Source organism: Halogeometricum sp. S3BR5-2 (genome assembly GCF_031624635.1).
GTDB classification, from domain to species: domain Archaea; phylum Halobacteriota; class Halobacteria; order Halobacteriales; family Haloferacaceae; genus Halogeometricum; species Halogeometricum luteum.
The window spans coordinates 501,091-526,437 of sequence record NZ_JAMQOQ010000003.1 but is presented as its reverse complement, the minus strand read 5'-3'; the positions used below and the strand labels follow the sequence as shown (position 1 = coordinate 526,437).

Here is a 25,347-nt window from a genome sequence, read left to right as displayed (position 1 = left end):
ACTGAGAGCGATAGCATCGATACAGAGCCGGACAGTACGAACCCCCGGTATCTGGACCTGACGCCGCACTCCGTTCCAGACTCGGTTCTCGCGGTTCGGGAACCGTGAGCGTCTAGAAGCCGCCTCAGCGCGTCGTTCTACGCATGAGACGGATGAACGAGTGGTTCAAGCCCGAGAAGCTCACCACGTACTACTTCGCCATCGAGGCGATACTGCTCGCGGTCGCCCTCGGTATCGTCGGACTGTTGGCCGCCACCGGCATCCTCTCCGCGGTCGAGTCGTGGGTCCTGCTTGCAGGCGGCGTCCCCCTGGTCGTCGCGTTCGCGTTCCTCACGTGGTGGATCCCGGCCTTCTACCGCAGTGCGGACTACAGGCTGGCGGACGACGAACTCGAGTACCGTCGCGGCGTCTTCTTCCAGCAAAAGACGACCGTTCCCTACAACCGGATCACGAACGTCAACGCCGCTCGCGGACCGCTTCAGCGACTCGTCGGCGCCGGGTCGGTCGGTATCCACACCGCGGGGTACGGTGGTCAGATGGGAGCCGAACTCACCATCGACGGCGTCGGAGACTACGAGGAGATCAAAGACCAAGTGCTCGGGAAGGTTCGCCAGCGCGAGCCGTTAGCGACCGAAGGTGAGGAGACGGCCGAGAAACCGAGGGCTCGTACTGACCCAGAATCGGACTCCCAAGCCCTCCTCGCCGAGATTCAAGCTATTCGGCAACTGCTCGAACAGGGCCGGTCTGTCTGAGTATTCCACGAAGCAACGAGGCTCAGTAAATCTTTATTCCAATTCCCGTCAATCAGATGACCAAGCCGTACGCGGTACAAACGAAACACCACTGGAACGAGACCGACCGATGCCCAACCCACAGACCGTAACCGAGACTGTCGCCGGCGACGATTGTCACAACGCATATTCTCGACGTACCGTGCTTCGCGGCCTCGCGGCCACAGGGGCCGCAGCGTTTGCCTTCAAGAATGCATCCGGCAGCGTGAGCGCCACAACATCCAGCCAGCAGGACCAAGCTACCGGGCCGCTCTCCGATCCGGAGTCCTTCGAGACGTTCCTCGATGGCGTCGTGGACGCCCAACTCGAGGCTCACGACATCCCTGGTGCAACGGTCGCAGTCGTCGACGACGATGCGACGTTCACAAAGGGCTACGGTCTCCGAGACGTTCGGACCGACGCACCGGTCGACGCTAACAGAACGCTCTTTCGCATCGGCTCGACGTCGAAGCTGTTCACGTGGACGGCGGTCATGCAGGGTATCGAGGCCGGCCGACTCGACGTCGATACCGACGTCAACGAGTATCTCGATGCGGTGGAGGTACCCGATAAGTACGACCAGCCAATCACGCTTGACCACCTCGCGACGCACACGGCGGGATTCGAGGATCGCGCTCGCGGGACGTTCGTCCTGAACGAGTCCGATTTGCGTCCACTGCCGACGATGCTCCAGACCGAACAACCGGCGAGAGTTCGGCCGCCCGGAACATTCACGGCCTACTCGAACTACGGGGCCGCCCTCGCGGGGTACATCGCCGCCTCAACTGCCGGGTCGTCGTTCGGCGAGTACGTCGACGAACACATCTTCGGACCACTGCAAATGAAGCAGAGTACCTTCGACCAGCCCGTTCCCGATGCGATAGACGGCGTGCTATCCAACGGATACACGACCTCGAACGGCCGGTATCGCGAGGGCGAGTTCGAGTACGTCGGGATGCCGCCGGCCGGGTCGATGACCACGACGGCGATCGACATGGCACGGTTTCTCCGTGCGCACCTGCAGGGTGGCGCAACCAGCGACGGGCGCATTCTCGAAGCGGACTCGACGGAAATGATGCATCGGCGACGATTCGGCAACGCCGAGCGACTGAACGGGATGTGCTTCGGGTTCTACGAGTTGAGTCGGAACGACGTGCGTATCGTGGGCCACGGCGGCGATACCGACCAGTTTCACAGCCTGGTAGCGCTGCTTCCGGACCACAGTGTCGGGCTCTTCGTCTCCTACAACAGCCCCGGCGGAATCGAAGCGCGAGACGAACTACTCGATGCGCTAGTCGAGGAGTACTATCTCAGCGAGGAGAAACCCCCACTCACACCCAATGGCGAGCCAGCCCGCGCGAACGAGCTGAGCGGCACGTACCGCGCACTCAGATCCCCCTACACGACCTCCGAAAAGCTGCTGAGCGTGCAGTCGACCGTCTCTGTCTCCCTCGATGAGCAGGGCCGACTCGTAACAACTGACCCCAGAGAGCCGACACGATGGGTCGAGGTCGAAGAACGCTATTTCGAGGCAGTTGACGGGTCGGACGCGCTCGTCTTCGGAGAGACCGACGGCGAGATAACGCATCTCTTCTTCGATAGCAGGCCGCCGTCGGCCTACGAACGGCTCACCGTCGTCGAGCAACCGTCGACGCACGCCGTGATTGCCGGACTGAGTATCCTCGTCTTTCTCGGCGCGGTCCTCGGGTGGACGGCGACGTGGCTCTGGCGCTGGTTTCGCGGCGGGCGACGGGACCGCCCGGACTCACCGCTGCGGTACACTCACCACGTCGCTGGACTGGCAGCGGTGAGCTATCTAGTGTTCGTGGTCGGCATGTCTGCCCTCATCGTGAGCGACCCGCGAGCGGCCCTGCTGGGAGGTCCGCAACCGTTGCAGGTCATCCTCCTCTTCGCACTCGTGGGCGCAGTGTCGAGTGCTGCGACGCTCGTCCTCGCCGGACTGACTTGGCGGCGGGGTCTCTGGCGTCGTCGGAGACAGGCGCAATACGTCGTCGTCGGTCTCTCCGGCGTCGTCTTCGCGCTCGTACTCTCGTACTGGAACCTCCTGTGGTACCAGATGTGAGTCCCCGAAGACGAGTGGGCCGGCGTCGTGGCCAACTCTCCGCTGGTCTCCGTTGACCTAATCGTTAAACAAGACGACGGTGTCCTCCTCGGACTACGAGAGAGCGAACCGGCGAAAGGCGAGTGGTTCGTCCCGGGCGGCTGTGTACTGAAAAACGAGCGTCTCACAGAGGCGGTTCACCGCGTCGCCGACATGGAACTGGGCTGTGAGGTCGAGATCTGCAATCGCCTCGGGACGTTCGAGCACTTCTACGACACCTCCGAGGTCGAGGGCGTCGACAGCAAACACTACGTCGCGAACGGCTTCGTCGTCGAACCCTTTCAACCAGTAGACCTCGCCGACGACCAACACAGCGAACTTCGCGTGTTCGAACCGCCGTTCGAGGGTCTCCATCCGTACGTCCAGCAGTACCTCGACCGGATGGTCTGGGAGTAGGGATTCGCCCGGTCGAACCTCACTAACTGTTCTAGTAACGCGTGTTTTCGCGATCCGGGTAGACTGCAACAAGTAGACCGACTCCGAAACAATGCTGGTGGCCAGCGTGAGTTATATCGACGAGAGATTTGGCGGAATAGTCCCCTCGTACAAAGATTTATTCAGCTATAGAACGATTCTGACGGTATGGACGAACCGCGCACAGAGCTGAAGGCGGATGTGAGCGAACGGACGGACGCTCCGGACTTCGACCTCCTGACGCCTCCCGAGGAACTCGTTCGCGGTGACCGAACGCGCGATGACTTCTTCGATGCGGTTCTCGGCCTCGACACCCCGACGACGGTTCGTGATGTCGCTGATCGTGCCGGACACGGCGTCGACGCCGCGCGGGAGTATCTGGAGTGGTTCGAGCGCATGGGAATCGTCACCCGTGTCACCGAGTCGCCGGTAGCGTACGAGCGAAATCAGGAGTACTTACAGTGGCGTCGCGTGCAACAACTCCGAACGCAGTACACAGCGGACGAGCTCCTCGCGTTTCTCAGTACCGAAACCGAGCGTGATGCAGACTACACTGAACTGTTCGGCGTCGACGCCCCGAGTGAGGTCTCAATCACAGCACACGCATCAGAGACGGATCGCACAATCGCGGGCGTCTGGGAAGACATCTCGATGTGGAAAACCGCCCGTCGTCGGATTTCGCTTCTCGAACGGGCGCTGAAACCCGACTCCAGCGATTCCGCAGCGGAACAGCCGACTGTATGAGCGACCGAGACGACGAGGCCGAGACACCTGACGAAATCGACGGCGCCGCGATCGATTTCGCCCGGTTAGATCTTCTTGCGAGTCGTCTCTCCACAGACGACCGGTTCGAGCGAGTCGAAGAACAACCCGCGTTCGCACCCGGCCGACTGGTGTGTGTGTATAACACTCGCTTGTACCCGAGCAGCGTTCGGACGGCCCGACTCGAAATCGTGTGGTTCGAAAACGGCGATTTCTCGCTGCACTATCATGAAGAGCACAGCGACGAACACGAAGGGACGTTTGACCACCGATGGGATCGCCACCCGTCCGATCACAACACGCGTGACCACATCCACGCGGGACCGGACGCACCAACGCCGGGGACGGACGCGTCTCATCCCACAGATTGGCGTGACGTTCTCTCGGTTGTTCTTTCAGAGATCGACGCTCGTCAGCGAGGCTTTTGGACCGGCTGAATCGCCACTGATTTTCGATACCGCCGAAGATCACGATCTCCTTACGGGAGAGTACTGATGGCGATCGTCGTCGGAGACGCGACTCTGCTTCCAAGTCGTCGCGCAGAATCGGGCAGTGTCCGACGAGACGAAACGAAGAATACTGAGTAGTAGTACAGAAGCCGTACTGCTAGTTTGAGCTCACATTCACCCACAGATGCACCTCGCGGTACGCACTCTCTTCGCTCGGTGTCGCGGGGGCATCGCCCTTGTACAGATAGTAGATCAACCGCAGGTTCTCGCCGGTCATCGTGGGCGCGACCTGATGTTGTTGTTGCCACGTCTCGTTGTGCTGGAGTCGGGGCGAGAACGTCTGTAACTGCTCTCGTTCGAGGACAGTCGTGCTATTGTTCGACACCTCGACGCGTTGAATCTCCGTGACCACCGAGTACTGGACCGGCTCGTTCTCCTGGTTGCCGATTCCCACGATCAGTGACTGCGGTTCACCGGCGGTGAAGTTCGTCGGGTAGTCGTCGGCGACGTACCCGCCGGACTCGTTTTCGGTCAACAGATAGAGTTCGCTGAACTGCTCGCCTTGGGAGGGGACGGCGACGGCGTATCCGACCGCTCCCACAGCGAGCAGCAAACTCGCGATCAACACGACGTTCAGCGCCGCGTCGGTTCGCGTCTCCGGGGAGAACAGCTCGGCTTTGGTATTGGCGTACCACGTCTGATACGGCACGCGGAAGCGTTCGTCTTCGGGGAGGTCCCAGCGCCGACTCGCCGCGATCACACAGGCAAAGACGACGATGGCGGTGAGCGACACCATGATCGGTGCGAGTCGAATGCCGAAGGGCGTGAAGTTGAGCGCGAACCCGACCAGCGGGACGACGGCGATGCTCGTCCCGAACGACAGCGCGACGCGTTCGATACCGTCGATACCCGAGACGGTGTCGGTCGCTCCCGAGTCGTCTTTGACCATGAGGTTGGCGTCGGTCTTCGCGCGTTCCGGAAAGAGCGCGGAGATGATCGCGTATCCGGGCACGAACAGGAGGAAGGGAAGTCCGACGACGACCCGCAGCGGCGTCTCACGGAGCACGGGCAGAGACACCGCGATGAGCGTCAGCAGTGTGAGTGTGAGTATCGCGACGAGATCGGCTGGCAGAACCCGAAGCGGACGGGGGAGGAGTACGCGCCAGTCCTCCGTGGAGGTCATGCACAATCAGACGTGGGGGGAGGTAAAAATACGTCGGGGTACGTTTCACCCCTTGTTAGGACTCCGCTGTCGTACCCGTAATCGGTCGGCGTAACGGAGAAACACGACCCTGTGTGTGTCGGCTACCCTTGGATTTCGATACACTATATAAAGTCATTATATCTCTACGAATGTAATGGTAGTATAGGTAGGATACTGTTAGCAAATCGACGGGTATCTCACAAAAAGGCACCGGTCGGCGCTCCAACAGTACGGGGGTTCCGGCCGAGTACGGACCGGTTCGTCGAACGGGGTGAGAGACGATGTGGTGACGATGTCCGACTCAGGATTTCGGGTTCGCTCGGCAAATCAATCGACCGACCACGGTATCCACGTCGCACTGCCGGATTGGGGCGCGGCGCAAAAATCGTCGAATCGAGGTGAAGGCTATCGTCGGTTACCGGCGCGCGACGAGTGCGGCCGCGACGAGAGCGAGTGCGACGATGTATAGTGCGAAGTTCGGCATCGACGAGTCGGTGCTCGTCCCGCTCGGCGCTTCGGTGTCGGGTTCGGACTCACTCGCCGTCTCCGTCGCTCCCATCTCCGTCGTCGCGGTGCGCTGTTCTTCGCTCGTCTCGACCGCGTCGGTCGTCTCGGTGGTCATCATCTCCGTTGTCGCCCCGCTCGGCGTCGAGGTCACGGTGGTGTCGCTGTCACTCGAATACGTATCGGAGTCACCGGAGTTTCCGGAGCTGCCGGAGCTCCCGTCGTCACCGCTCTCGTCGTCTTGCGGTTGCGCCGCGCTACCGGAGACAGTCAGCGTCTGCGCGTCGGTCACGCCGACGACGTCGTTGTCGCCGCTGAAGACATCCTCACTGCTGACGGCCGTCTCGTTGTGGACCATCGCGTACATCCGGTACTCGCCCGACTCGAGCGACGACCCGATTTCGGCGCTGTACTCGTACGTCGAGTCGCTGCTCATCCGCACCGTGTCGACGACTTCGTCCTCTTGGACGATGGCGAGTTCGACGTTCTCGGGGCTCCCCAGGTCCGCGACGTCGTCCAGTTGGACGGTCACGTCGCCGGACTCGCCAGCCGTCAGCTCGCTCGGCGCGTTCAGGGTCGTCTCGTAGCCGGCCACGACGACGGGCTGAATGGAGACGATGGAACCGTCGGTGTAGACGGCGAGAATGTACGTTCCGGGGCGGAGGTTCTCGGTGGAGAAAGACACCGAGCTGTCGGTTACCACGCCGCTGTTGACGATCGTTCGGTCCGGGGAGTAGAGATCGACGCTGACGTCGGCTCCGTCAGCGCCGCTCACGCTCGCCTCCAACGTCTCGCCGACGGTCACCTTCCCGACGGAACTCACGGCGTAGTCCGTCCCCTCGACGCTGACCGTCCGGTCGGGGATGTCGATCGAGTTCTGTGCTTCTACCGAATACTCGCCGTCTGTCTGGGCACTCACGGACGCGACGCCCACACTCGTGACGAGCATGAACGCGAGTAACAGGGCAGCGAATCGTGATCTTCCGCTCATGGGCTAGCGTCTATACTCTCACAGATATTCGTTCCGGATGTCCATATTAGCTGACCCGTGATATCGGGCTGTGGCACCGAACAGGGGAGCATCGAGCGCCGAACCCACCCGTTCACGGGCGCATATATAACTATAATTATAGATATTTGAAGCGGATGATCGACTCGCTACCGGCCTCAGTTCCTCCTGTACTGGGAACTCTAACTACGGGACGAGTTCGCCGTCGAGTACAACCACTAAGTACGAGATGGGTGATACAAACGGCAAAATTCGACCTACTGCGCTCGTATCGGTACATTCAGATGTTCGAGATATACCCTCTGTTACGGACAAAGAGAGGGGCTGTGTGCAGTCATTAATAAATTGTATCGCCACCAAAACCTATTTGTGTAGTTCAGTGTATGGTTTGATTACTGACAGCGGATCTCCTTGAGTGGGGGAGAGACCGTTGTCTGGGTAGGCAGCATGTCAACGGAAAAATTATCACACACGGAAGTAGCGGGAGGTGGTCTCGACGTGGAACTCCTTGACGAGGAGATGTCGGCACCACAGGATGACCTCTTGGTCCCCGAAGACAGCGAACAGACGCCGACGCTGTCGGTCGTTATGCCGACGCTCAACGAGGAAGAGGGGATTGCAAAGTGCATCAAGATGATTCTCAACGCGTTCGAGGCGATGGATATCACGGGCGAAATCGTCGTCAGCGACAGTTCGACCGACCGGACGCCCGAAATCGCGAAAGCGATGGGCGCACGCGTGGTCGTCCCCGACAAGGGGGGGTACGGCTACGCGTACCAGTACGCCTTCGAGCGGACGCGCGGTGAGTACATCGCCATCGGTGACGCCGACTGTACGTACGACTTCGAGGAACTCCCGAAGTTGTTCAACCTCGTTCGCAACGGCGATGCGGACATGGCCATGGGCTCGCGCCTCGAAGGCGAGATTCTGCCCGGGTCGATGCCCCCGCTGCACCAACACATCGGGAATCCCCTCCTCACGAAGTTCCTCAACGTCTTCTACGGTGCCGGCGTCTCCGACGCGCACAGCGGGATGCGCGTGATGTCTCGGGACGCCTTAGAGACGCTCGACCTCAAGACCACCGGGATGGAGTTCGCCTCGGAGATGATCATGGAGGCCGGCGCGCGGAATCTCACCATCGCGGAGGTGCCCATCACGTACCACCCGCGCGAGGGTGAGGCGACGCTGGAGAGCTTCCAGGACGGCTGGCGGCACGTGAAGTTCATGCTCCAGAACGCGCCGGGCTACCTGTTCTCCGCGCCGGGACTCGCTATGGGCGGGTTCGGCGGCGTCGTGATGACGCTCGCGTTCACGAACTCCTCGGTCGGCCCGATGACGTTCGGGTCGCACTCGCTTCTCGCCGGTACCCTCCTGTTGGTGCTCGGCGTCTATCTCACCTACCTCGGCGCGTTCGCCTCCGTAGCGAGCAATCCGATTCGGGATCCGGACGACCCTGTGACGCGATTCCTCAGCGAGACGGTCAGTCTCGAACGCGGCGCGTTCGCCGGCGCTGGCCTCTTCGCGTTCGGCGGCATCTACATGGCTGTACAGACGTTCCAATGGGCTGCGGGCGGCTTCAGCAACCTGCCGTTGACCCCCGAGAACGTCGTCGCCTTCGCGCTGATGGTCGTCGGCGTGCAGATGGTGTTCGGGCTGTTCCTCGTCGACGCCGTCAAGCAGAGCAACCACAACTAAGCGGTCTCTCTTCGGGTTTTCTGGCTCTGTTGAAATCCTCAGCCGCGGATAGTTTGCTGAGGCCGTGTTGGATAGAGAGCGCGAATCGGTCACGCCACCATCGCTGAAACGGGCCGAGAAGTATCGCTGAGTACAGGCTCTTACTGACTGCATCCCTCGAACTCTGATTCAGACGGCATATCTCTGAATCGTCCGTTTGACCCCACACGGACGGTCACCGAATAACAGTCTCCGCCCTTCGTTGGATACGTCCTCACTATCGAATCTTCTCCCCCGTCGAGAGTCGCTACAATCGTATATCTTCGGCGTTCAGCCGGCAGTCCATCTTCGGGAGTAATGACGGGTTGTTCTTCGTTCGACGGCGGCATCTCTTTGCTCGTGTCGTAAAGCGTCTCACCTGAAGCCTGAACCTGTAGTTGAACCGTGTGAACTCTGTCGTCCATATTCAGTAAGACGATCTCTCCAATACGAGTTCGAGAGCTCTGGAAAGGGGAGATACATCCTGCGACAGCGAGCAGGCCGGGACTTGACCCGATGAGGAAAGCACGACGAGAGGGGGACACAGATTCGGATACTGTGACAATTTTGAAAATACTTCTGATAGGGATAACGCGAGTGAACCGGTTGCTGCATACACCCTCTGAGTCGGTCACGACGCTTCTGACAGCCTTTGGTGAGGTTTCTGTGTCCGCTTATTCAACAAAATTTTTCTGGTATCGGTATGACTTTCTCGTCTCGCGCTCGCGTATTTGCGAATGTTAAGTGACAAGACACTCCGCGAACTGGCCGACGAGAAAGGCGTGACGATAGGCGCGGGCATTCCCGCTCGGTCGTTCAGACAGTATCCCGACGATCCGACGCTCGCACAGACGCTCAAGCGGGAGTTCAACGCGGTTACAACAGGAAACGCGCTGAAAATGGGTCCGTTGCGCCCCGAACCGAAGGTCTACGATTTCGATGACGCCGACGCGATCGTGAACTTCGGTGTCAAGAACGACATGACCGTCCGGGGACACACCTTGCTCTGGCACAAGCAGACCCCCGAGTGGTTCCTCGCTTGGGACTACACCGACGACCAGTTAGAAGCGTTTGTCCGGGACCATATTCACACGGTGGCCGGCCGCTATCACGACAAGGTAGATGTCTGGGACGTCGTGAACGAAGCGGTGGCCGATGACGGGTCGATGCGCGAGACGATGTGGTACGAGGCGATGGGCGAAGAATACCTCGACAAGGCCTTCGAGTGGGCGAACGACGTCGCGCCGAACGCCGCCCTCTATTACAACGATTACGAGATCGCATCAGACAACGACAAGGCCAACGCTGTATACGACCTTCTGCAGCGCCTGCTCGACCGTGGTGTGCCGATCGACGGCGTCGGGATCCAGATGCACTCCCTTCCGTCGTATCAGCACAGCCGGGAGGATCCCGAAACGGTCGGTGAGAACATCCGTCGCTTCAAAGAGCTCGGCTTGGACGTCCAGATCACCGAGATGGATGTCGCGTACGGCCCAAACGAGGAGTTCGATGATCGCCTCGAACACCAAGCACAGTACTACAAAGACGTTCTCAAGGCGTGCCTCGACAACGGCTGTAGCACGCTTATCACGTGGGGCGTCCACGACGCGGGAACCTGGCTCCAGAACCGCTACGACGTTACGACCGACCCACTACTCTTCGACGAGAACTTCAATCCCAAGCCCGCGTACTACGCGATCCGAGACCTCCTAGAGAATTGGAGTTGAGACGCACGAACTCCCCACTACTGAGCGAGCAGCGCGCTGACACTCCGAGCGAGTCACCTCTTAGTACTCTGGTTCGATACGCTCAACGAGTCCGTCAAAATCTGTGTCGAAGCTCAGCACAGCATCGATACCACGCGAGTCACATAGAGCGACTATTGTCGCGTCAGTGAAGCTGAGGTCGTGGTCGTCGTACCGACGAAACGTTTCTAGTGACGTCCGAATGTCGTCCGGTTCGACGTGAAGCATCTCGAAGACACCAGGGAAGGAGTCTTCTCCGAGAATGCGACTGGCGACGGTGTCCGCAGCCTCGAACGACCCTGTTCGAGCGCGTGTGAGGGTCACGGTCTCGTCGAAAACGTAGTCGTTCGTGTACGGCTGCCCGTATTCCCCATCGAGCAACTCTTCGAATGCACTGACGGCTTGATCGTGCCGGTCAGCATCCGTATCGTGGTGCGCAAAGAACACGCCTGTATCGACGAAGACACTCATCCGTACAGCACGTCGTCGATGTCTTCTTCGCTCGTCGAGACTCCGGACGAGACCATCCCGTTGTGGAACTTCTCGCGCTCTGATTCAGCGAGGGGAACACGTTCCTCTCGGAACGAGTCGACGAGATCTGCTTTGGATTCGATGGCATGCTCAACGAGTCGTGCGAGGACGTCTTGTTGAGTCACTCGCTTGCCTGTCTTCAACCGAATTTCGGCCTGTAACCGTTCGAGCCGAGACTTCGTGTCGTCGTCCATTTTCACCGACGTGGTCATGGTTGTCAGTAGAGTATACCACTGGGTAAAGTTTGCTACTGGATCTACTGTACAGTCAAAATCTGCTGAACTTATCCTCTATATCCAGCAGCCAGTCCCATCAGATTCCGGATATTTCAACAGATCCGTCTTTCTCTCTCGGTTCTACTCGTATCACCGCTGGAGTAGTACGGAACGCAGGGGTCCGTCTTCAAAAGTGGCCCTTACCGCGTACGGCGGGCATGGGAGGACTCGCCGGTCACGGTGCGAATACGGTCGCTTGTGAGTCCGCCGTTGTTTGTGTCTCGTGGTTCGAGCGTCGAGTATCTCGGTATCAAACGCGCGCGAGCGCAACCCACAGCAGCACCGCGGCGTGAAAGAGGATGAACGGCGCGAACACCGCACCGAGAGCCATCGCGAACTCGGGACTGACGTCCGGGTCCAAGATGAGCCCGACCGGGAGTACCAAAAAGAACAGGAACAAGAGCCCGACGGCGGCGACGACGCCGAGGTCCTGTTCGGGGCGTTCGGTCTCCCGCACGGGCAGTCCGAGCGTCTCGACGGTCTGGTCGAGATCGACGACCGGGCCGAACTGGACGTCCGAACCCTCTACGTTCTCGACGCCGGAAATCGTGAGCGTCCCCGTCTCGAGCAACCGATCGGCAATCGCGTTCTTCACCGAAAACGACGAGCGCTCGATATCGGTCTTCCACTGCGGAGCCTCGAGCAACGTGTCGTAGGCGACGAGCATCTCGCCGCGACGCTGATACTCGATCGTCCCGTAGCGGAGGTAGTAGCTGAGGATACGCACTCCGGCGATAGCGAGGATAACCAGCGTCGTAATCGCAATCCACGAGAGCCGCCCGGAAGTGAGCGCGAGGACGAACAGACAGAGGACGATGACGCCGAGTTGACTCGCGAAGCCGAAGACGATGTAGGGCAGACTCGTGAGGATAACCGGCGTCCGAGCGACGCGAACGCGGGCGTCGACGGGGGCGTCGGGAAGATCGATTTCGGGCGGGGTTTCGCGAACCTCCGCTTCGTCGAGCAGGCGGTCACCGAGTCCGAACAACGGCTGTTCGACGCGTTCCGCGTAGAAGCTATACACCGATACGAGCGTCTTCCCGAGAACGGCGACGACGAAGAGAAGCAGGTTCGCGTCCGAACCGCTGCTCCCGACCGTGAGGAGACCGACCCCCACGAGCGAAAACGTGAGGAGCGTCGGCGTCCGGAGTATCTCCCGTGCCGAGACCTCCGTGTAGCGCTCGTCCCGAAGATACTCGGTGACGAACTCGCCGACCTGTGCGACCACCAGCCCGAGGATGCCCGCGAGCAGGCCGACAGAGAGCACCGAACCCAGCGACGACGACCAGAAGAGCAGCGTCATCGGAACGAGGAAGACGGCCCAGAAGCCGAGTATCGTGAGCGCGAGCGGGATGTTACGCGGGTAGATCGACGGCCAGTTCGGGCGGGGCTCCCAGCCACCCCGTTTCGCGCGGAGTTCGTGAAGCGGTTCGATGTCGTTCGTGATGTCCGGGGAGCCACGCTCTGCGAGGAGGGCTTTGGCCACGGCGATGAGGACGGTCACGAAGGCTTCGACCCAGTAGAGTACGAGCAGCGACGTGAGGTTCCACTCCCACACGGCGACGCCGACGAGGGGGAACAGATTCACGCAGGCGACCGCGAGCATACCGACTAGCAGTCTCACAGCGGTGGGAAGACGCGTGTGGACCGAGCGGTCGTTCACGGTCGAACGACGGAGTAATCGATTATTGATTTGTCGGAACGATGTCGGTATTCCGGCGCGTAGCTCGATGAACGACCGGCGAGATCACGGGTGCGCGAGCTTCCAGAACCCCATCGGGACGATGACGAGGAAGGGCAGCGACATCGGTAGGAGCACCCACGGGACGGACGGACCGACCGGCGTGGCAGCCACGACGACGCTGCCGACCGCGATGAGGGCGGCCGACCCGACCGCGGCACCGACGAATCGCCGGTCGAGCGGCGAGAGGCCGGTCGACTGGAGGGGGATATCGAACGTCTGGACGAACGCGTTCGGGTCGCTGACCGGGCCGAGCGTCCGCTCTGTTTCGTCCGTGTCCCACCCCGTCGTGACGGTGATCGTCCGCGTCCCGAAGTACCGGTCCGAGGGTCGCGTTTCGACGACGGTGGCGTCGCGGAGTTCGTCGAGCGGCGTCGTCCACTGCGGTTCGTCGGTCAGACGGTCGTGAACGACGAGCAGGTCCTCAATTCGGTAGTACGTCGTCCACCGGTCCACCAGCACGACCTCGACGATGTCGCCGGCGAGCATGAGACCCAACAGGAGGAGGCCGGCGAGACCGCTCGCGATCCACAGCGACAGTGAGGGCGCTCCCCCGCCGAGAAACGCGGGGACACCGAGCCAGACGAACCCGGCCAACACGACGTAGAACGGTCCCGTCTCGGAGACGACGCGCCAGACTGCGGCCGCCGCGACCGAGCGCCGGTCGACGCCGACCGTCGCCGACGGTCGGCCCGCAGGGACGTCGAGCGAGTCGGTCGTCGTGTCGCTGTCGGGGCCGGAGAGCCACCCGGTGAGCCGTCCGGTGCCGCCGCGTTCGGCACGGACGCCGGACCACTCGACGAGCACCTTCACGACCACGAAGGCGACGAGCACGGACGTGGGTCCGCCGAGCGTGACGACGAACAACAGCATCGAGAGAAACAGCCCTTGGCGGGCGGGGATTTCGACGACGGCGTACGGAGAGACCTCGGCGTACCGACCGCTCAAAAAGTAAGTGTGCGCGGTCTCGACGACCTGACCGGCGACTAGCCCGACGACGCTGAGCAACACTCCCGGACGACCGAGGATATCGAGGACTGCGACGACCTCAGAGACCGGCGCGAGGACGAAGAAGCCGACCCACACGCCACCGCTGACGACGGCGACGGTGAACGGAACGTTTCGGGGGTAGACCGGCGGCAGACGGTCGTGCACGATGACACTGCCCCGCTTACCGGCGAGGTCGCTCTCGGAGACGCTGAAGACGCCGTTTTCGCGGTCGGATGCGGGTGGCTGGCCGGCGAACAGCGCCTTCACCCCCGCGAACGGCAACATCACCAGTAGCTCGAGCGCGTAGACGGCGACGAGCGTCTCGGGTTCCCAGCCGAACCACACCACGCCCGCGAGCGGGAGGACGTTGGCAGCGAGGACGGGCAGGAAGCCGAGCGGGGTCCGTGTAGCGTCGTATCGAGGGGCGGGCATTGGTTGCGCTCTCTCTCAGAGATGGAGACGTCCGCTGAAAGAACTACTGTGACGACGTGGTCTCGGGACGCCCGCTACCTGACGGAGTTGGATTACACGGAGGGTCGAGACGGAAGCGAGTTCAGAAGACGAGTCGTTCGCCGTCTTCGGGAACGCGAACGTCCTCCGTGTTCGACCGCAGTTCCTCACGCGAGAGGAGACAGTGGTTGATCGCTTCCATATGTACGACGGCGACGGCGGTGTCGGCGTCGGTCGCCTCGCGGACGGCCGTGACGTCTTCGACGCCCATCGTGATCGGTCGGCCCTCGGTGAACTGCGCTTCGCCGCCGTTGAGCACGACGGCGTCCGGGGCGAACTTCTGGAGCGTTCGGTCGACCGCGTCGTACCAGACCGTATCGCCGGCGAGATACAGCGTCTCCGTTCCCTCGAAGACGAACCCGGAGACGGGGGCCATCTCCTCGGCTAACTCCCCGTGGCCGTGGCGACCGGGCGTGCGGTGGACGGTTATCCCTCGAAACGACACCGTCTCGTCGACGGGACGCACGTCAGTGAATCCCTCTTCGACGAAGGCGGCTTCCTCTTCGGGTTGGCAGAACAGCGGAACGTCCGCGTCGAGTTCCTCCTCGGCCGCCTCGTCGAAGTGGTCTTGGTGGCGGTGGGTGACGAGGACGGCGTCGTAGGAGAGTTCGACGTCCGGCAGCGGAACGAGCGGGTTTCTGCGGTCGTTCGGCGAGTTCGGTACGGGTGGATTCTCCCCCGGAGACGAGAGCATCGGGTCGACGAGGAACGTCGTCTCGTCCACCGTGAGCAGGAGAGTCGCGTTGCGCAGCAGCCGGACGTCGAGAGCGGCGTCGGTCGACATACGGTACCGTCTTCGGGCGGTAGTGAGTTAGAAGTTCCCTCGAAACGGCCGACGGTCAGTCGTTCCGGTCGCCGCCCTGACCCCGATTGGAGACGATGCGCTCGGCGGCCATGACGGCGTTGCGCGCCTCTTCGAGCGAGAGTTCTCGGTCGCTGTAGACGGCCTGCTCGTACGCGTCGTTGAGCACGCGCAGCGCGTCCATCGGGACGGCGCCGGTCCGCTGACACGCGCGGTAGAACTGCCGGTGAGTCTTGGGCGACTCGTCAAGCGACGGCGCGAGCGCCCGCTGGACGGTCTGGTAGGCGGCGAGCAGCGCCCCTTGCATCTGCCCCTGTGCGAGCAGTTGGACGGGCGAGGGGATGGGTTCGGGGTCGTCGTCCGTCTCGGACCCGTCCCCGTCGAGTTCCGCTACCGACCCGGGGGCGCTCGAACCCAGCCACCGGCGGACGGCGTACCACCCGGCGGCGAGGACGAGCACGGTCGCGGCGGCGCCGAAGGCGATGCGCTCCGGCGCCGGTCCCTCCTGACCGGATACGGGGGCGACGAGTCCGCCGACCACGCCGTTCCCGGACCCCGAGCCGTCGCCGCCGCCGATGCCGGGGACACCGCTCGCGACACCGCCGACTCCGAGTCCGAAGACGGGGTTGCCGGCCCCGCCCGCACCGTTACCGCCGCGGTTTACGACCGCCGTCGCCGATTCCAGGTTCGTCCCCGATCCGTCGAACCGGGCGGTGACGGTCGCGTTTTGGTGCATGAGTCTGTCGTCGAATCGCGCCCGATACTGTCCGGACTCGGTGGTCGTTGCCTCCGTCACCGTTTCGCCGTCGACCGAGACCGAGATCCGTCGGTCCGCGACGCCCGCCCCGTCGGCGGTGAGCCGACCGCTCGCAACGATGGTCCCGTCGTCGGGCGTCAGCGCGAGCGTCAGGTTCGTCGGCGTCGCGGTGACCGTCACCGGTTCCGTCGCGTCGACGACGACGGCGCTGTCGGTGCCGGAGGTGACCCGGAGACGCTGTTCACCGGCGGGCACGTCGACCGGCAGCGTCCCGTTCGTCGCGAACCGGCCGTCGGCGTCGGTCACGGTGCTCCCGATCGGCCGCTCTCCGAGCGTCGTATTGACCGAGAGATTCGAGACGGGCCGGCCGTCGACGACGACCCGCCCGGACACCGCGACCGAGTCGTTGAACGCGGCCGTGTCGGGCACCGACTCGAAGTCGAGCGTTCCCTCGACCTGCTCGACCGCGATGGGGACGCTCGCGTTCGACCCGATGTAGACCGAGGAGGTCTGCGGGAGATATCGAACGGTCACCCGCGAGGCGTCGACCGCGAGTCCGGCCGGACGGTAGTCGAGTTCGAATCGTCCCTCGTCGTCGGTCTCGGCGGCGTACAACCGCTCGCCGACCCGGAGCGTAATCGACCGATCGGCGATCGGCGAGTTGTCGGCCGCGCGGAGACGGCCCTCGATGCGCAGCGGATCGACGAACGATGCCGTCTCTCCATCGGCCTGCGCCGTGAGCGTCGTCGCGCTCAACTCGGCCGCACGCACCTGCGCGGTCGAGTCCGAAACGTTCTGCTGGACGGCGCGAATCCGGTCTTGGGCGCCGCTGAAATCGACGCCGGTCTGATTGCCCAACTGCGTGTACGTCTCGTCCAGTTCGGTCGATTGGCGGTCGATATCGTCGTCGAGGCGGACGAGTTCGCGGGCGAGCCGCCGCGCCTCCGCCTCGTTGCCGTTCGATTTGGCTTCCCGATACGCTTCTTCCGTCTCGCGGTACTCGGCGAGCGAATCCGAGAGGTTCCGTTGGGTTTCGCCCGCCCGCTCGAAGTCCTCGGCCGTCTCCTCCTCGCCGCTCTCGTCGGCGACGTCGGCGTACTTCCCCAGCGTATCGACGTACTTCTCGCCGAGGAGTCCCTTCGCGCGGTTGTACTGGCCCTCGCTGAGCTGGACGCTGCTGCCTTCCAATCGGTCGGCCAGCCGCGCGGTGAGTTGCGCTCTGAGGGCGTCTTCCGTGTTTTCGGCCTCCGCCTCTTCGGGGTTGGCGTGCCGGACGCTCGTGTTGTTCGTCGCCGTGGTCGGCGTCGTCTGCTGTGCTCGGATATCCACGTCGCTGCCGCCGCGTTCGATGTCGGCGGCGCCGGCGTCGCTCACGGCGGCGACCGGCGGCACGGCCGCGACCGAAATCAGAAGGACGAGAACGGCGAGAGTGGTCCGGACGGACCGCGCCACGGAGACGTTCACACGGATACCTCCCACCGGAGACGCATATGTCCTTCCGTCGGCGCGACCAGAATCTTCAAACATCGGTCCGACGATGATTGTTCAATGAGATTGACGCGACGGGGCTACGGCGTCGCCGCGGTCGCCGCGACGCTCCTCGTCGTCGGCGCTGCCGCAGAGCGACCGCTCGCGCTCGTCGGCGCGGGGACGGTCTGCGCGTGGCTGCTGGTCGCGCTGTTCCGCGCGGGGCGACGGTTCGCCGCGACCGACGACTCGCTCGCACTCGCCATCACGGCCGACCGACGGCGCATCCAGCCCAACCGCGAGACCGAGTTTCGTCTCTCGGTCGACAGCGCGGACGCGAATCATCCGATCACGCTGCGGGTCGGGTGGCCCGTCGGCGTCGACGGCGACGCGCGGACCGTCTCGGTCGACCCCCGACGATCGGTGACCGAGGAGACGGTCACCTGCTCGATTCCCGTCGCCGGGACGTACGACCTCCCGCGGTTGTCCTGTACGTATCGCAGCGCGGACGGACTGTTCGCACAGGACGTCTCGCGCGAGGAGTCGCTCGAACTCGACGTCACCGCCCCCTCGCCCGACGACATCCACGTCGGCGCGGGCGGCGACCCCTTCGTCGGGACGTACGGCGAGCACACGAGCGGGCAGAGCGGGACGGGGACGAACTTCATCGACATCCGGCGCTACGTCCCCGGCGACTCCGTGAGCCGGATCGACTGGAACGCGACGGCGCGGTTCCGCGAGCCCTACGTCCGCGAGTTCGAGAACGAGACGATACAGCGGACCCGCCTGTTCGTCGACAACCGCGCCTGCATGTGGGAGGGCCCGCAGGGGCGGACGAAGGCCGACTACCTCCGGGAAGTCCTCCTCGGCGTGCTGACGCAGATCGAGGAGGCGAACGACCCCGTCGGACTCACCGTCGTCGACGACGACGGCCTGCGGACGGACCTCGACTTCGGCGACTCGGCATTCCAGTATCGCGACTGCCGGCGCACGCTCACGCGGCTCTCGAAACCGACCGGCGGCGTCGCCTCCGAGTCGCGGACCACCGTCGGCCCCGAGACGGCACAGCGGGCCGCGGGACTGCTCGCGCCCCGTGACGACGCGTTCGCCCGGACGTTGATGCCGTACTTCCAGGCGCCGGAGAGCTACGTGTTGCGTCTCGACTCCGAGCCGCTGTTCGAGACCGTGCGGCGGAAAGCGGTCGTCGAGAAACTCCGCGGGTGGTCGGTGCTCTGCACGGACGACACCCACCCCCAGGAGACGCGCGAAGCGGTGAAGCAGTTGGTCGAGAACGGCGGGCGCGTGACGGTGTTCCTCGCGCCGAGCGCGCTGTTCGAGTCCGAATCGGCCGACGACGCGCTCCGCGCGTACGACCGCCTGGTGGACTTCGAGTCGTTCCGCAAATCGATCGACGTCATCCCGAACGTCAGAGCGTACGAGGTGGCGCCGAGCACGCAACTCCAGTCGGTGCTCGACGCGGGACAGAGGCGACGCTGAGACGCGGGAGACCCGAATAACTAATGCATCCAGGGTGACACACGACAAACGAATGGCAACTGCCCAGCGCACCACGCCCGCCGACTCCCGAGTCGAGTCTGCTACCCTCGCCGCGGGGACGGTTCTCGTCGCCGTATCGCTGTGGCTGTTCGGCGGCGGCCTCACCGGCCTCGTCGTCGGCGCCGCCGTCGGCTTCGCCGCCGCCGCCAGCGCGAGTTACTACGGCGTCGGCCTGGCCCACCTCGCCGCCCTCCTCACGACGTCCTCACCCAATCTCGCTGGCGTCGTCATCCTCGAACTGGGTTCGGTTACGTACCTCTCGGCGGAGCTAGCGCCGGAGTCGAGACGCCGCGACGTCGCGTTGCTCGTCGCTCTCTCAGGGGTCGCTCTCGCGGCCGTGACGGCGCTCGCGACGGTGTACGACGCCGTCATCGCGGCGGCGGCGCTCGCCTGTGCGACGGCGCTCGTCGGCTACGCGCTCTACCGGTACGGGCTGTGGAAAGTGGGCGTGCTCTCGGAGGAGCCGGCGTGAGCCGAAACGAAGCCGGAAACGGCCAGTTCCCCGAATCGGAAGCGCCCGCGGACGACGGCGCCCGCGAGGGCGACGGCGAAAGAGAAAACGGGGCCGCACCCTCGACGGAGGCCGAGCGAACGGCCCGCGCGGAGCGAGAGCGTCTGCGCGAGGAGAACGAGCGGCTACGTGCGCGCTACGACGACTCGCGCCGCAGCGGACAGGAGCGAACGGCGCTCGGATTGGCGGTCGTCGGCCTGTTCGCCGGCGCGTTCGCCGTCGTCGCCCCCTCGGTCCGCGAACCGCTCATCGGCATCGCGGCCATCGGGGTGTTCGCGGGAATCGTGACGTGGTATCTCACTCCCGAGCGGTTCATCCCCGCGGACGTCGGGCAGTCCACGTTCGACCCCCTCTCGCGAAACGAGGCGGGGCTCGTCGACCAACTCGGCCTCTCCGGGGACCGCCTCTACCTCGAGACCGACGACGGGTCGTTCCGCCTGTTCGTTCCGCAAACCGCCGGGAGTCACCCCCCTCGAGATTCGACGTTCGAGCATCCGCTGGTCGTCTCCGAGGACGCCGCCGACTCCGGCGTCGCGTTCGAGCCCAGCGGCGCCGTACTGTACCGCGAACACGACGCGACGCGGTCGGGCACGCCCGAATCGGTCGCGGACGTGGTCGCACAGGTCGGCGAGTCCCTCCGGGAGAACTTCGAGTTGCTCCTGTCCGTCGACGGCGAAGTCGACACGGAGAACGCCCGCGTCACCGTCGACGTCGGAACTCCCTCCTACGGCGGTCTCGACGCCTTCGACCACCCGGTCGTCTCGACGTTCGGCGTCGCCCTCGCCGCCTATCTGGACGAACCGGTGCGCGCCGAGGTGTCGGAACTGGAATCGGGTCTGTGGTCGGTCACCTACCGCTGGTAGCTTGCCTTACGGGAGCGATTTGACGCCGAGAGGGTGATAGAGTAACATAATCGAGAGGCGTCGAATCGATTATCGAGGTGTCTCGGTGTTCTCAGAATCCAACAATTAACGATATTCGACTTTCGACAGTCGGGTCGTCACTCCGCCGAGGACGTGGGCGATTTCGCCTCGGGCGTGTCGACCTCTTCGAGAATCTCGCCGATAATCTCGTCGACGCTGCGGTCGCTCAGTTGGGCGTCGGCGCTCAGGACGAGGCGGTGGGTCAACGCCGGTTCGACGAGGGTCAACACGTCGTCCGGGAGGACGTAGTTGCGCCCGTGGATGGCGGCGCGCGCCTTCGAGGCGGTGAGCAGCGACAGCGACGCCCGCGTCGACGCGCCGTGTTCGATGTCCGGCGAACTCCGCGTCGCCGTGACGATGTCGAGGAGGAACTCGCGGACGGCGTCTGAGACGAACACCTTCGTGACGGCCTCGCGGGCGTCGATCAAGTCGTCCACGGAGACGACCTGTTCGACCGTGTCGGGGCCGAGACCCGGCGTGTCGTGGAAGCGGTCGAGGAACTCGCGTTCGTCCTCGCGGTCGAGGAGGTCCATCTGGTATTTCAGTTGGAAGCGGTCGCGCTGTGCCTCCGGGAGTTCGTAGGTCCCCTCCATCTCGATGGGGTTCTGCGTCGCGACGACCATGAACGGGTCCGCGAGCGTGAGCGTCTGTCCCCCGATGGTGACGTGTCGCTCCTGCATCGCCTCCAGGAGGGCGCTCTGTGCTTTCGGCGTCCCGCGGTTGATCTCGTCTGCGACCACGAGGTTCGCGAACACGGGACCGCGGTGGATCTCGAACTCCCCGCGCTGTTCGCGGTACACCTCCGTACCGGTGATGTCGGCGGGGAGGATGTCGGGCGTCATCTGGATGCGGCGGAAGTCAAGCCCCGACACGCGCGCGAACAGGTTCGCGGTCGTCGTCTTCGCCGTCCCCGGCACCCCCTCGATGAGGAGGTGCCCCTTCGTGAGGAGCGAGATAGTGAGACCTTCTACGACGTCGCGGTTCCCGATCAGGACGTCCCCCATCTCCGATTGGATGGCGTCGTAGAGGGCGGCTGGATTGCTCATCGTGTGTTCGGGTGTCTCCCGTGACACTTAAAACACGCTTTATTCCTCGTTTTCGCGACGAGAGCGGAGCGGATTGCCCTCCCGCGCCAGCACCCCTGCAAAGAGCAGTCCCACTAACCCGACGCCCACCTGCACGAGCGGCGACCCGCGCAGGAGGATGAACGCCGAGCGTATCGGCGGCTGGGAGTCCGCGTGCGAGTAGTCCAAGACGACGGTGTCGTACCCCCGCACCACCCGCTCGGTGAACGCGCGGTTGTCGGCGCGCTCCTGCATCGCGTTGATGAAGATACTCGGGTCGCTGACGGCGAGGACCCGGCCCTCGCCGACGTCCTCCGCGACGACGACGGGGTACGACCGGAACGGTTCGCCGTCGTTCGGTTGCCCGTCGTCGTTGACGTCGAGGTAGGAGTACTCGGAGGTAGCGACGAGCGTCGTGGCGTTCGACTCGTTCGGTACCTCGACGACGGTGCCGTGGTTGAGCATCACCGACCCGACGCCCGTCGCCGAGAAGCGCTCGGAGACGTTCGTCGCCGTCGGCATCGCCGTCGTCGGACCGTGATAGCGCATATCGCGAACCAGTCGGCCGTCGAAGCGCGCGTCGGCGCCGACGCCGGAGAGCAGTTCGTCGCCCTCCGGTTCGAAGTCCTCCGCGACGACGAGCGTCCCGCCCGCCTGCACGAACTGGCGCATGCGAGCGAGTTCGGCGCTCGTGTAGGGTTCGCTCGGCGCGATGACGAACGCCACCGTCCCGTTCGGGTCGTACTCCGAGTACGCCGTCGTCTCCAAGATAATCGTGGGTTGCGCGTCGGTCGTTTCGGCGGCCGACCGGACGGACGAGGAGCCGTCCCACTGCGCGTTGAACGCCCCGAACGCCGACGAAGAGGTCGCGCCGGCGACGACCAGCGCCAGCAGACAGACGGCGACGAGGGCGACCAACAGCGCCCGCGGCGACAGGAGGTCGTCGAGTCGCACGTCAGAACACCCCCGACGGCAGAATCGCGAGGATGCGCTGGACGACCACGTAGGCGAACCCGAGCAGTCCGAGGAGGATGAGCCACTTGAGCCGTCGGCGCCAGCGCGGACTCACGCCGAACGGCGCGGTGAGTTCGACGACGACGAGAAAGCCGATGAGCGAGACGACGAACAGCAACTCCAGGGAGAACGCGTCGAGCGCCGTCAACAGGAGGAACGTCGCCAGCATCCACGCGAGATGCGCGTGCACGAACCGCTCTCGCCGAGTCGAGACCATCTACTCGTATCTACGGGGCCGACTATACGTAGCTTTCGGGACCGATAGCATCCGGTCGCGTCCGAAACACGCTGCGGCGGTCCCTCAGTCCGCCTGTGCGGTCCCGGTGGGAAGCGTTTCGACGGCCTGCTCGACGGCGGCGAGACGCGATTCCAGGTCGTCGATCCGCTCGGCTTTGCGCTCGGTCTCGGCTTCGAGGTCGTCGATGCGTTCGTCTTTCCGGTCGACCGTCGCCTCCAGCGCCGCGATTCGGTCGGCGTCCGCTCGGGCCTCGGACGCGTCTCCGGTCGGCGCCCCGTCGACGCTGACGTTGACGAACGCGTCGACCGCCGCTTCACCCTCGGACGCCGCGGTGAGCGCCCGTCCGACGACGGGCGCCTCGGTGCCTCCGTCGGCGGCGCGGGCGCGACCGTCCGCGTCCTCGGTCGCGACGAGGAGGTCGCCCGCCTCCACCGCGCCGACGACGTCGACGGGGACCTGGCCGAGCATCGCCACCGCGACGTGGTCGTCGTTATCCTCGGCGTTGTTTCCGAGGACGATGGGTCGGTCGGTGACGACGAAGGCGGTGTCGGCGTCCGCGGTCGACCGCGTGAGTTCGCCGCCGCGGAGTCCGACCACCTCGCCGGGTGCGAACGCCGCGTCGGGGTCGGCCTTCGGGAAGTACTCGCCGAAGTCGCCGCCGGCGCCGGTGTAGGTGACGCCGCCGGAGCCGTTGCCCTCAATGGTGCCGACGGCGTCGTCGCTCCCGTTCAGGAACGTCACGAAGTCGTTGTCCGGACCGGGCGTCTCGGCGTTCACCTTCAGTCCGAGGGCGTTCGCGGACGCGTCCTCGCTCTCGTTCTCGACGAACGCGACGCTGTTCGCGGGGTCGCGCGCCGACCCGGCCGCCGCGCCCCGAACGTCCAACACGTCGGCCTCGGGGGCGTCGTGACCCAACCCGACACCGCCCGAGGCGTCAACGAGGAACTGGTTCTCGCCGGTCGATTCGAACGACCCGTCTTCGCCGTCCGACCAGACGAACGCGCCGGCGTGAGCGGCGGTGGCACGGCGACCCGCGGCGAGGCTGTACGCGCCTGAAGCGCGGTTGCCGCGTCCGCCAGGGACGGTCGCGTAGTCGTTCTCGGCGACGTTCGCGCGTCCGCCGCCGACCGTCGAGTACGGCGCGCTGGTCTCGTCGTCGTTGTCGCTGCCGGCGACGTTGTCCGCGCCGCCGGCCACCGTCGCGAACTCGTCGAACGCGCGGTTTCCGCTGCCTTCACCGCTGAGAGTGAGGCTGCCCAGAGCCCCGCCTAATATCGGTCGCACGCTCGATGCCCCGCCGCCCCCGACCGTCGCTCCGAACGCACGCGCTTCGTTTCGCACGCCGCCGCTGACCGTCGACGCCTGTCCCATCGCCTTGTTCTCCAACCCGCCGCCGACCGAACCACCGACCTCAGCCCTGTTTTCACGCCCGGATCCGACGAAGGCCATGTTACCGGCCTCGTTGTCGATCCCGCCGAGAACCGCACCGCCGGGTCCTCCTACCAGGTTACTGAACCCGCCGCCGACCACCGCTCCGGCTTCGCCCGCTTCGTTGTCCAATCCCCCGCCGACGAACGCCCCGGGTAACGGCCCCGCTATGGACCCGGCCCGATTTCCTCGCCCTCCGCAGACTGTAGCGTGAAACCCGACCGCACGGTTTCCCTGGTCGCTCTCCTCGCCGCCACCGCCGCCGACGAACGAGTACCGCCCGGACGCCTCGTTGTGTTGCCCGCCCGTAATCGCGGCCATCGTCGCGCTCTCGGGAATGGTGTTGTCCCGGCCGCCGGCGATGACCTGCGTCTCGTCGGGCGCGGCGTTGTCGACGCCCGAGAGCACCTCCGCGGACGCTCGCCCCGTTCCGAGGTAGCCGAGCAGTCCCGCGGTGCCGAGCGCCGTCAGCGCGCTTCGTCGCGTGAGCGGTGTCGACGCCCCCGAATCCGAGCCGTTCGAGCGATGCTGTGTCTCGTCCGCGCCGTCGTCCGCCGTGTCTTCGGTCATGATGTATCGTCACCCGTCGCTCGAAGAGTGACGGGTCGGGCGTCTTGGTGAGGCGGTATAGTTGTCAGCATCTAGTTATCGAGGACACTGTCAACGAGAGACGAACGAACTCGACCGGCCGGTTCCGACGTCGATACCGTCGCTCCAAAAAAATCCCATACACCTCACACAGTTTTAGCTTCTCAGGATTCCTAAAATTTCTAGAAATTTTTAACAGTGGGAGAAATATCCGTCTTCAGGTGCCACGGGCAGAGATATCCGGTCGATATCTTCAACT

At 64.1% G+C, this 25,347-nt stretch carries 22 protein-coding genes; 10 read left to right on the top strand and 12 right to left on the bottom strand.

Translation table 11 applies throughout. From position 1 onward, the window contains the following. Positions 1-143: 143 nt before the first annotated feature. From NDI79_RS14285 to NDI79_RS14265, 5 genes are all read left to right on the top strand, one after another. Positions 144-752, top strand: coding sequence for a PH domain-containing protein (locus NDI79_RS14285; protein WP_310929206.1), 609 nt, complete (start codon positions 144-146; stop codon positions 750-752). A 109-nt stretch (positions 753-861) separates the two neighbouring features. Further along, complete coding sequence (locus NDI79_RS14280; protein WP_310929205.1) at positions 862-2,853, top strand: serine hydrolase domain-containing protein; 1,992 nt, start codon at positions 862-864, stop codon at positions 2,851-2,853. A 27-nt stretch (positions 2,854-2,880) separates the two neighbouring features. After that, positions 2,881-3,288 (top strand): NUDIX domain-containing protein, encoded by a 408-nt coding sequence (locus NDI79_RS14275; protein ID WP_310929204.1) that lies wholly within the window; start codon positions 2,881-2,883, stop codon positions 3,286-3,288. A 186-nt stretch (positions 3,289-3,474) separates the two neighbouring features. Beyond that, positions 3,475-4,050: a DUF7342 family protein gene (locus NDI79_RS14270; protein ID WP_310929203.1), complete on the top strand. Its 576-nt coding sequence runs from the start codon at positions 3,475-3,477 to the stop codon at positions 4,048-4,050. Then, positions 4,047-4,505 carry a toxin-antitoxin system TumE family protein gene (locus tag NDI79_RS14265; protein ID WP_310929202.1) on the top strand — a complete coding sequence of 153 codons (459 nt, stop codon included), beginning with the start codon at positions 4,047-4,049 and terminating at the stop codon, positions 4,503-4,505. Before NDI79_RS14270 ends, NDI79_RS14265 begins: the two co-directional genes overlap by 4 nt. A gap of 169 nt (positions 4,506-4,674) precedes the next feature. Here the strand turns inward: NDI79_RS14265 and NDI79_RS14260 are convergent, their stop codons facing one another. Together NDI79_RS14260 and NDI79_RS14255 are read right to left on the bottom strand one after the other, a co-directional pair. Next, a complete protein-coding gene (locus NDI79_RS14260; protein WP_310929201.1) occupies positions 4,675-5,700 on the bottom strand; it encodes a DUF1616 domain-containing protein in 1,026 nt (341 codons plus the stop codon). A gap of 436 nt (positions 5,701-6,136) precedes the next feature. Then, positions 6,137-7,216, bottom strand: coding sequence for a hypothetical protein (locus NDI79_RS14255; protein WP_310929200.1), 1,080 nt, complete (start codon positions 7,214-7,216; stop codon positions 6,137-6,139). 537 nt (positions 7,217-7,753) lie between these two features. Between NDI79_RS14255 and NDI79_RS14250 the strand changes: the two genes are divergently transcribed. Next, positions 7,754-8,929 carry a glycosyltransferase family 2 protein gene (locus tag NDI79_RS14250; protein WP_310929306.1) on the top strand — a complete coding sequence of 392 codons (1,176 nt, stop codon included), beginning with the start codon at positions 7,754-7,756 and terminating at the stop codon, positions 8,927-8,929. Positions 8,930-9,684: 755 nt separating this feature from the next. Then, the gene (locus tag NDI79_RS14245; protein ID WP_310929196.1) at positions 9,685-10,674 is read left to right on the top strand and encodes an endo-1,4-beta-xylanase; all 990 of its coding nucleotides are present in this window, start codon (positions 9,685-9,687) and stop codon (positions 10,672-10,674) included. Positions 10,675-10,734: 60 nt separating this feature from the next. Here the strand turns inward: NDI79_RS14245 and NDI79_RS14240 are convergent, their stop codons facing one another. The 6 genes from NDI79_RS14240 to NDI79_RS14215 form a co-directional block, all read right to left on the bottom strand. Further along, entirely contained in the window at positions 10,735-11,163 is a 429-nt protein-coding gene (locus NDI79_RS14240; protein WP_310929194.1) for a type II toxin-antitoxin system VapC family toxin, read from the bottom strand. Further along, positions 11,160-11,435, bottom strand: a complete 276-nt coding sequence (locus tag NDI79_RS14235) for a hypothetical protein (RefSeq protein ID WP_310929193.1) — start codon at positions 11,433-11,435, stop codon at positions 11,160-11,162. The genes NDI79_RS14240 and NDI79_RS14235 overlap by 4 nt, the downstream gene beginning before the upstream one ends. Before the next feature lie 313 nt (positions 11,436-11,748). Continuing rightward, the gene (locus NDI79_RS14230) at positions 11,749-13,104 is read right to left on the bottom strand and encodes a DUF6498-containing protein (protein ID WP_310929192.1); all 1,356 of its coding nucleotides are present in this window, start codon (positions 13,102-13,104) and stop codon (positions 11,749-11,751) included. A 141-nt stretch (positions 13,105-13,245) separates the two neighbouring features. Further along, entirely contained in the window at positions 13,246-14,661 is a 1,416-nt protein-coding gene (locus NDI79_RS14225; protein WP_310929190.1) for a DUF6498-containing protein, read from the bottom strand. Positions 14,662-14,782: 121 nt separating this feature from the next. Then, on the bottom strand, positions 14,783-15,523 hold the full coding sequence (locus tag NDI79_RS14220) for an MBL fold metallo-hydrolase (RefSeq protein ID WP_310929189.1): 741 nt from the start codon (positions 15,521-15,523) through the stop codon (positions 14,783-14,785). A 55-nt stretch (positions 15,524-15,578) separates the two neighbouring features. Further along, positions 15,579-17,762 carry a hypothetical protein gene (locus NDI79_RS14215; RefSeq protein WP_310929188.1) on the bottom strand — a complete coding sequence of 728 codons (2,184 nt, stop codon included), beginning with the start codon at positions 17,760-17,762 and terminating at the stop codon, positions 15,579-15,581. 84 nt (positions 17,763-17,846) lie between these two features. Between NDI79_RS14215 and NDI79_RS14210 the strand changes: the two genes are divergently transcribed. The 3 genes from NDI79_RS14210 to NDI79_RS14200 are packed head-to-tail and all read left to right on the top strand — an operon-like array spanning position 17,847 to position 20,696. Beyond that, on the top strand, positions 17,847-19,262 hold the full coding sequence (locus NDI79_RS14210) for a DUF58 domain-containing protein (RefSeq protein ID WP_310929187.1): 1,416 nt from the start codon (positions 17,847-17,849) through the stop codon (positions 19,260-19,262). A 52-nt stretch (positions 19,263-19,314) separates the two neighbouring features. Then, on the top strand, positions 19,315-19,794 hold the full coding sequence (locus NDI79_RS14205; protein WP_310929186.1) for a DUF8163 family membrane protein: 480 nt from the start codon (positions 19,315-19,317) through the stop codon (positions 19,792-19,794). Next, positions 19,791-20,696 carry a DUF7982 domain-containing protein gene (locus NDI79_RS14200; RefSeq protein ID WP_310929185.1) on the top strand — a complete coding sequence of 302 codons (906 nt, stop codon included), beginning with the start codon at positions 19,791-19,793 and terminating at the stop codon, positions 20,694-20,696. Before NDI79_RS14205 ends, NDI79_RS14200 begins: the two co-directional genes overlap by 4 nt. 137 nt (positions 20,697-20,833) lie before the next feature. Here NDI79_RS14200 and NDI79_RS14195 read toward each other — a convergent pair whose 3' ends face one another. The 4 genes from NDI79_RS14195 to NDI79_RS14180 all read right to left on the bottom strand — a co-directional run bounded on the left by NDI79_RS14195 (position 20,834) and on the right by NDI79_RS14180 (position 25,070). Beyond that, positions 20,834-21,802 (bottom strand): AAA family ATPase, encoded by a 969-nt coding sequence (locus NDI79_RS14195; protein WP_310929184.1) that lies wholly within the window; start codon positions 21,800-21,802, stop codon positions 20,834-20,836. 39 nt (positions 21,803-21,841) lie between these two features. Beyond that, positions 21,842-22,774, bottom strand: coding sequence for a DUF4350 domain-containing protein (locus tag NDI79_RS14190; protein ID WP_310929183.1), 933 nt, complete (start codon positions 22,772-22,774; stop codon positions 21,842-21,844). A 1-nt stretch (position 22,775) separates the two neighbouring features. Beyond that, complete coding sequence (locus tag NDI79_RS14185; RefSeq protein WP_310929182.1) at positions 22,776-23,051, bottom strand: DUF8044 family membrane protein; 276 nt, start codon at positions 23,049-23,051, stop codon at positions 22,776-22,778. 84 nt (positions 23,052-23,135) lie between these two features. Further along, positions 23,136-25,070: a hypothetical protein gene (locus tag NDI79_RS14180; protein ID WP_310929181.1), complete on the bottom strand. Its 1,935-nt coding sequence runs from the start codon at positions 25,068-25,070 to the stop codon at positions 23,136-23,138. Positions 25,071-25,347 lie beyond the last annotated feature (277 nt).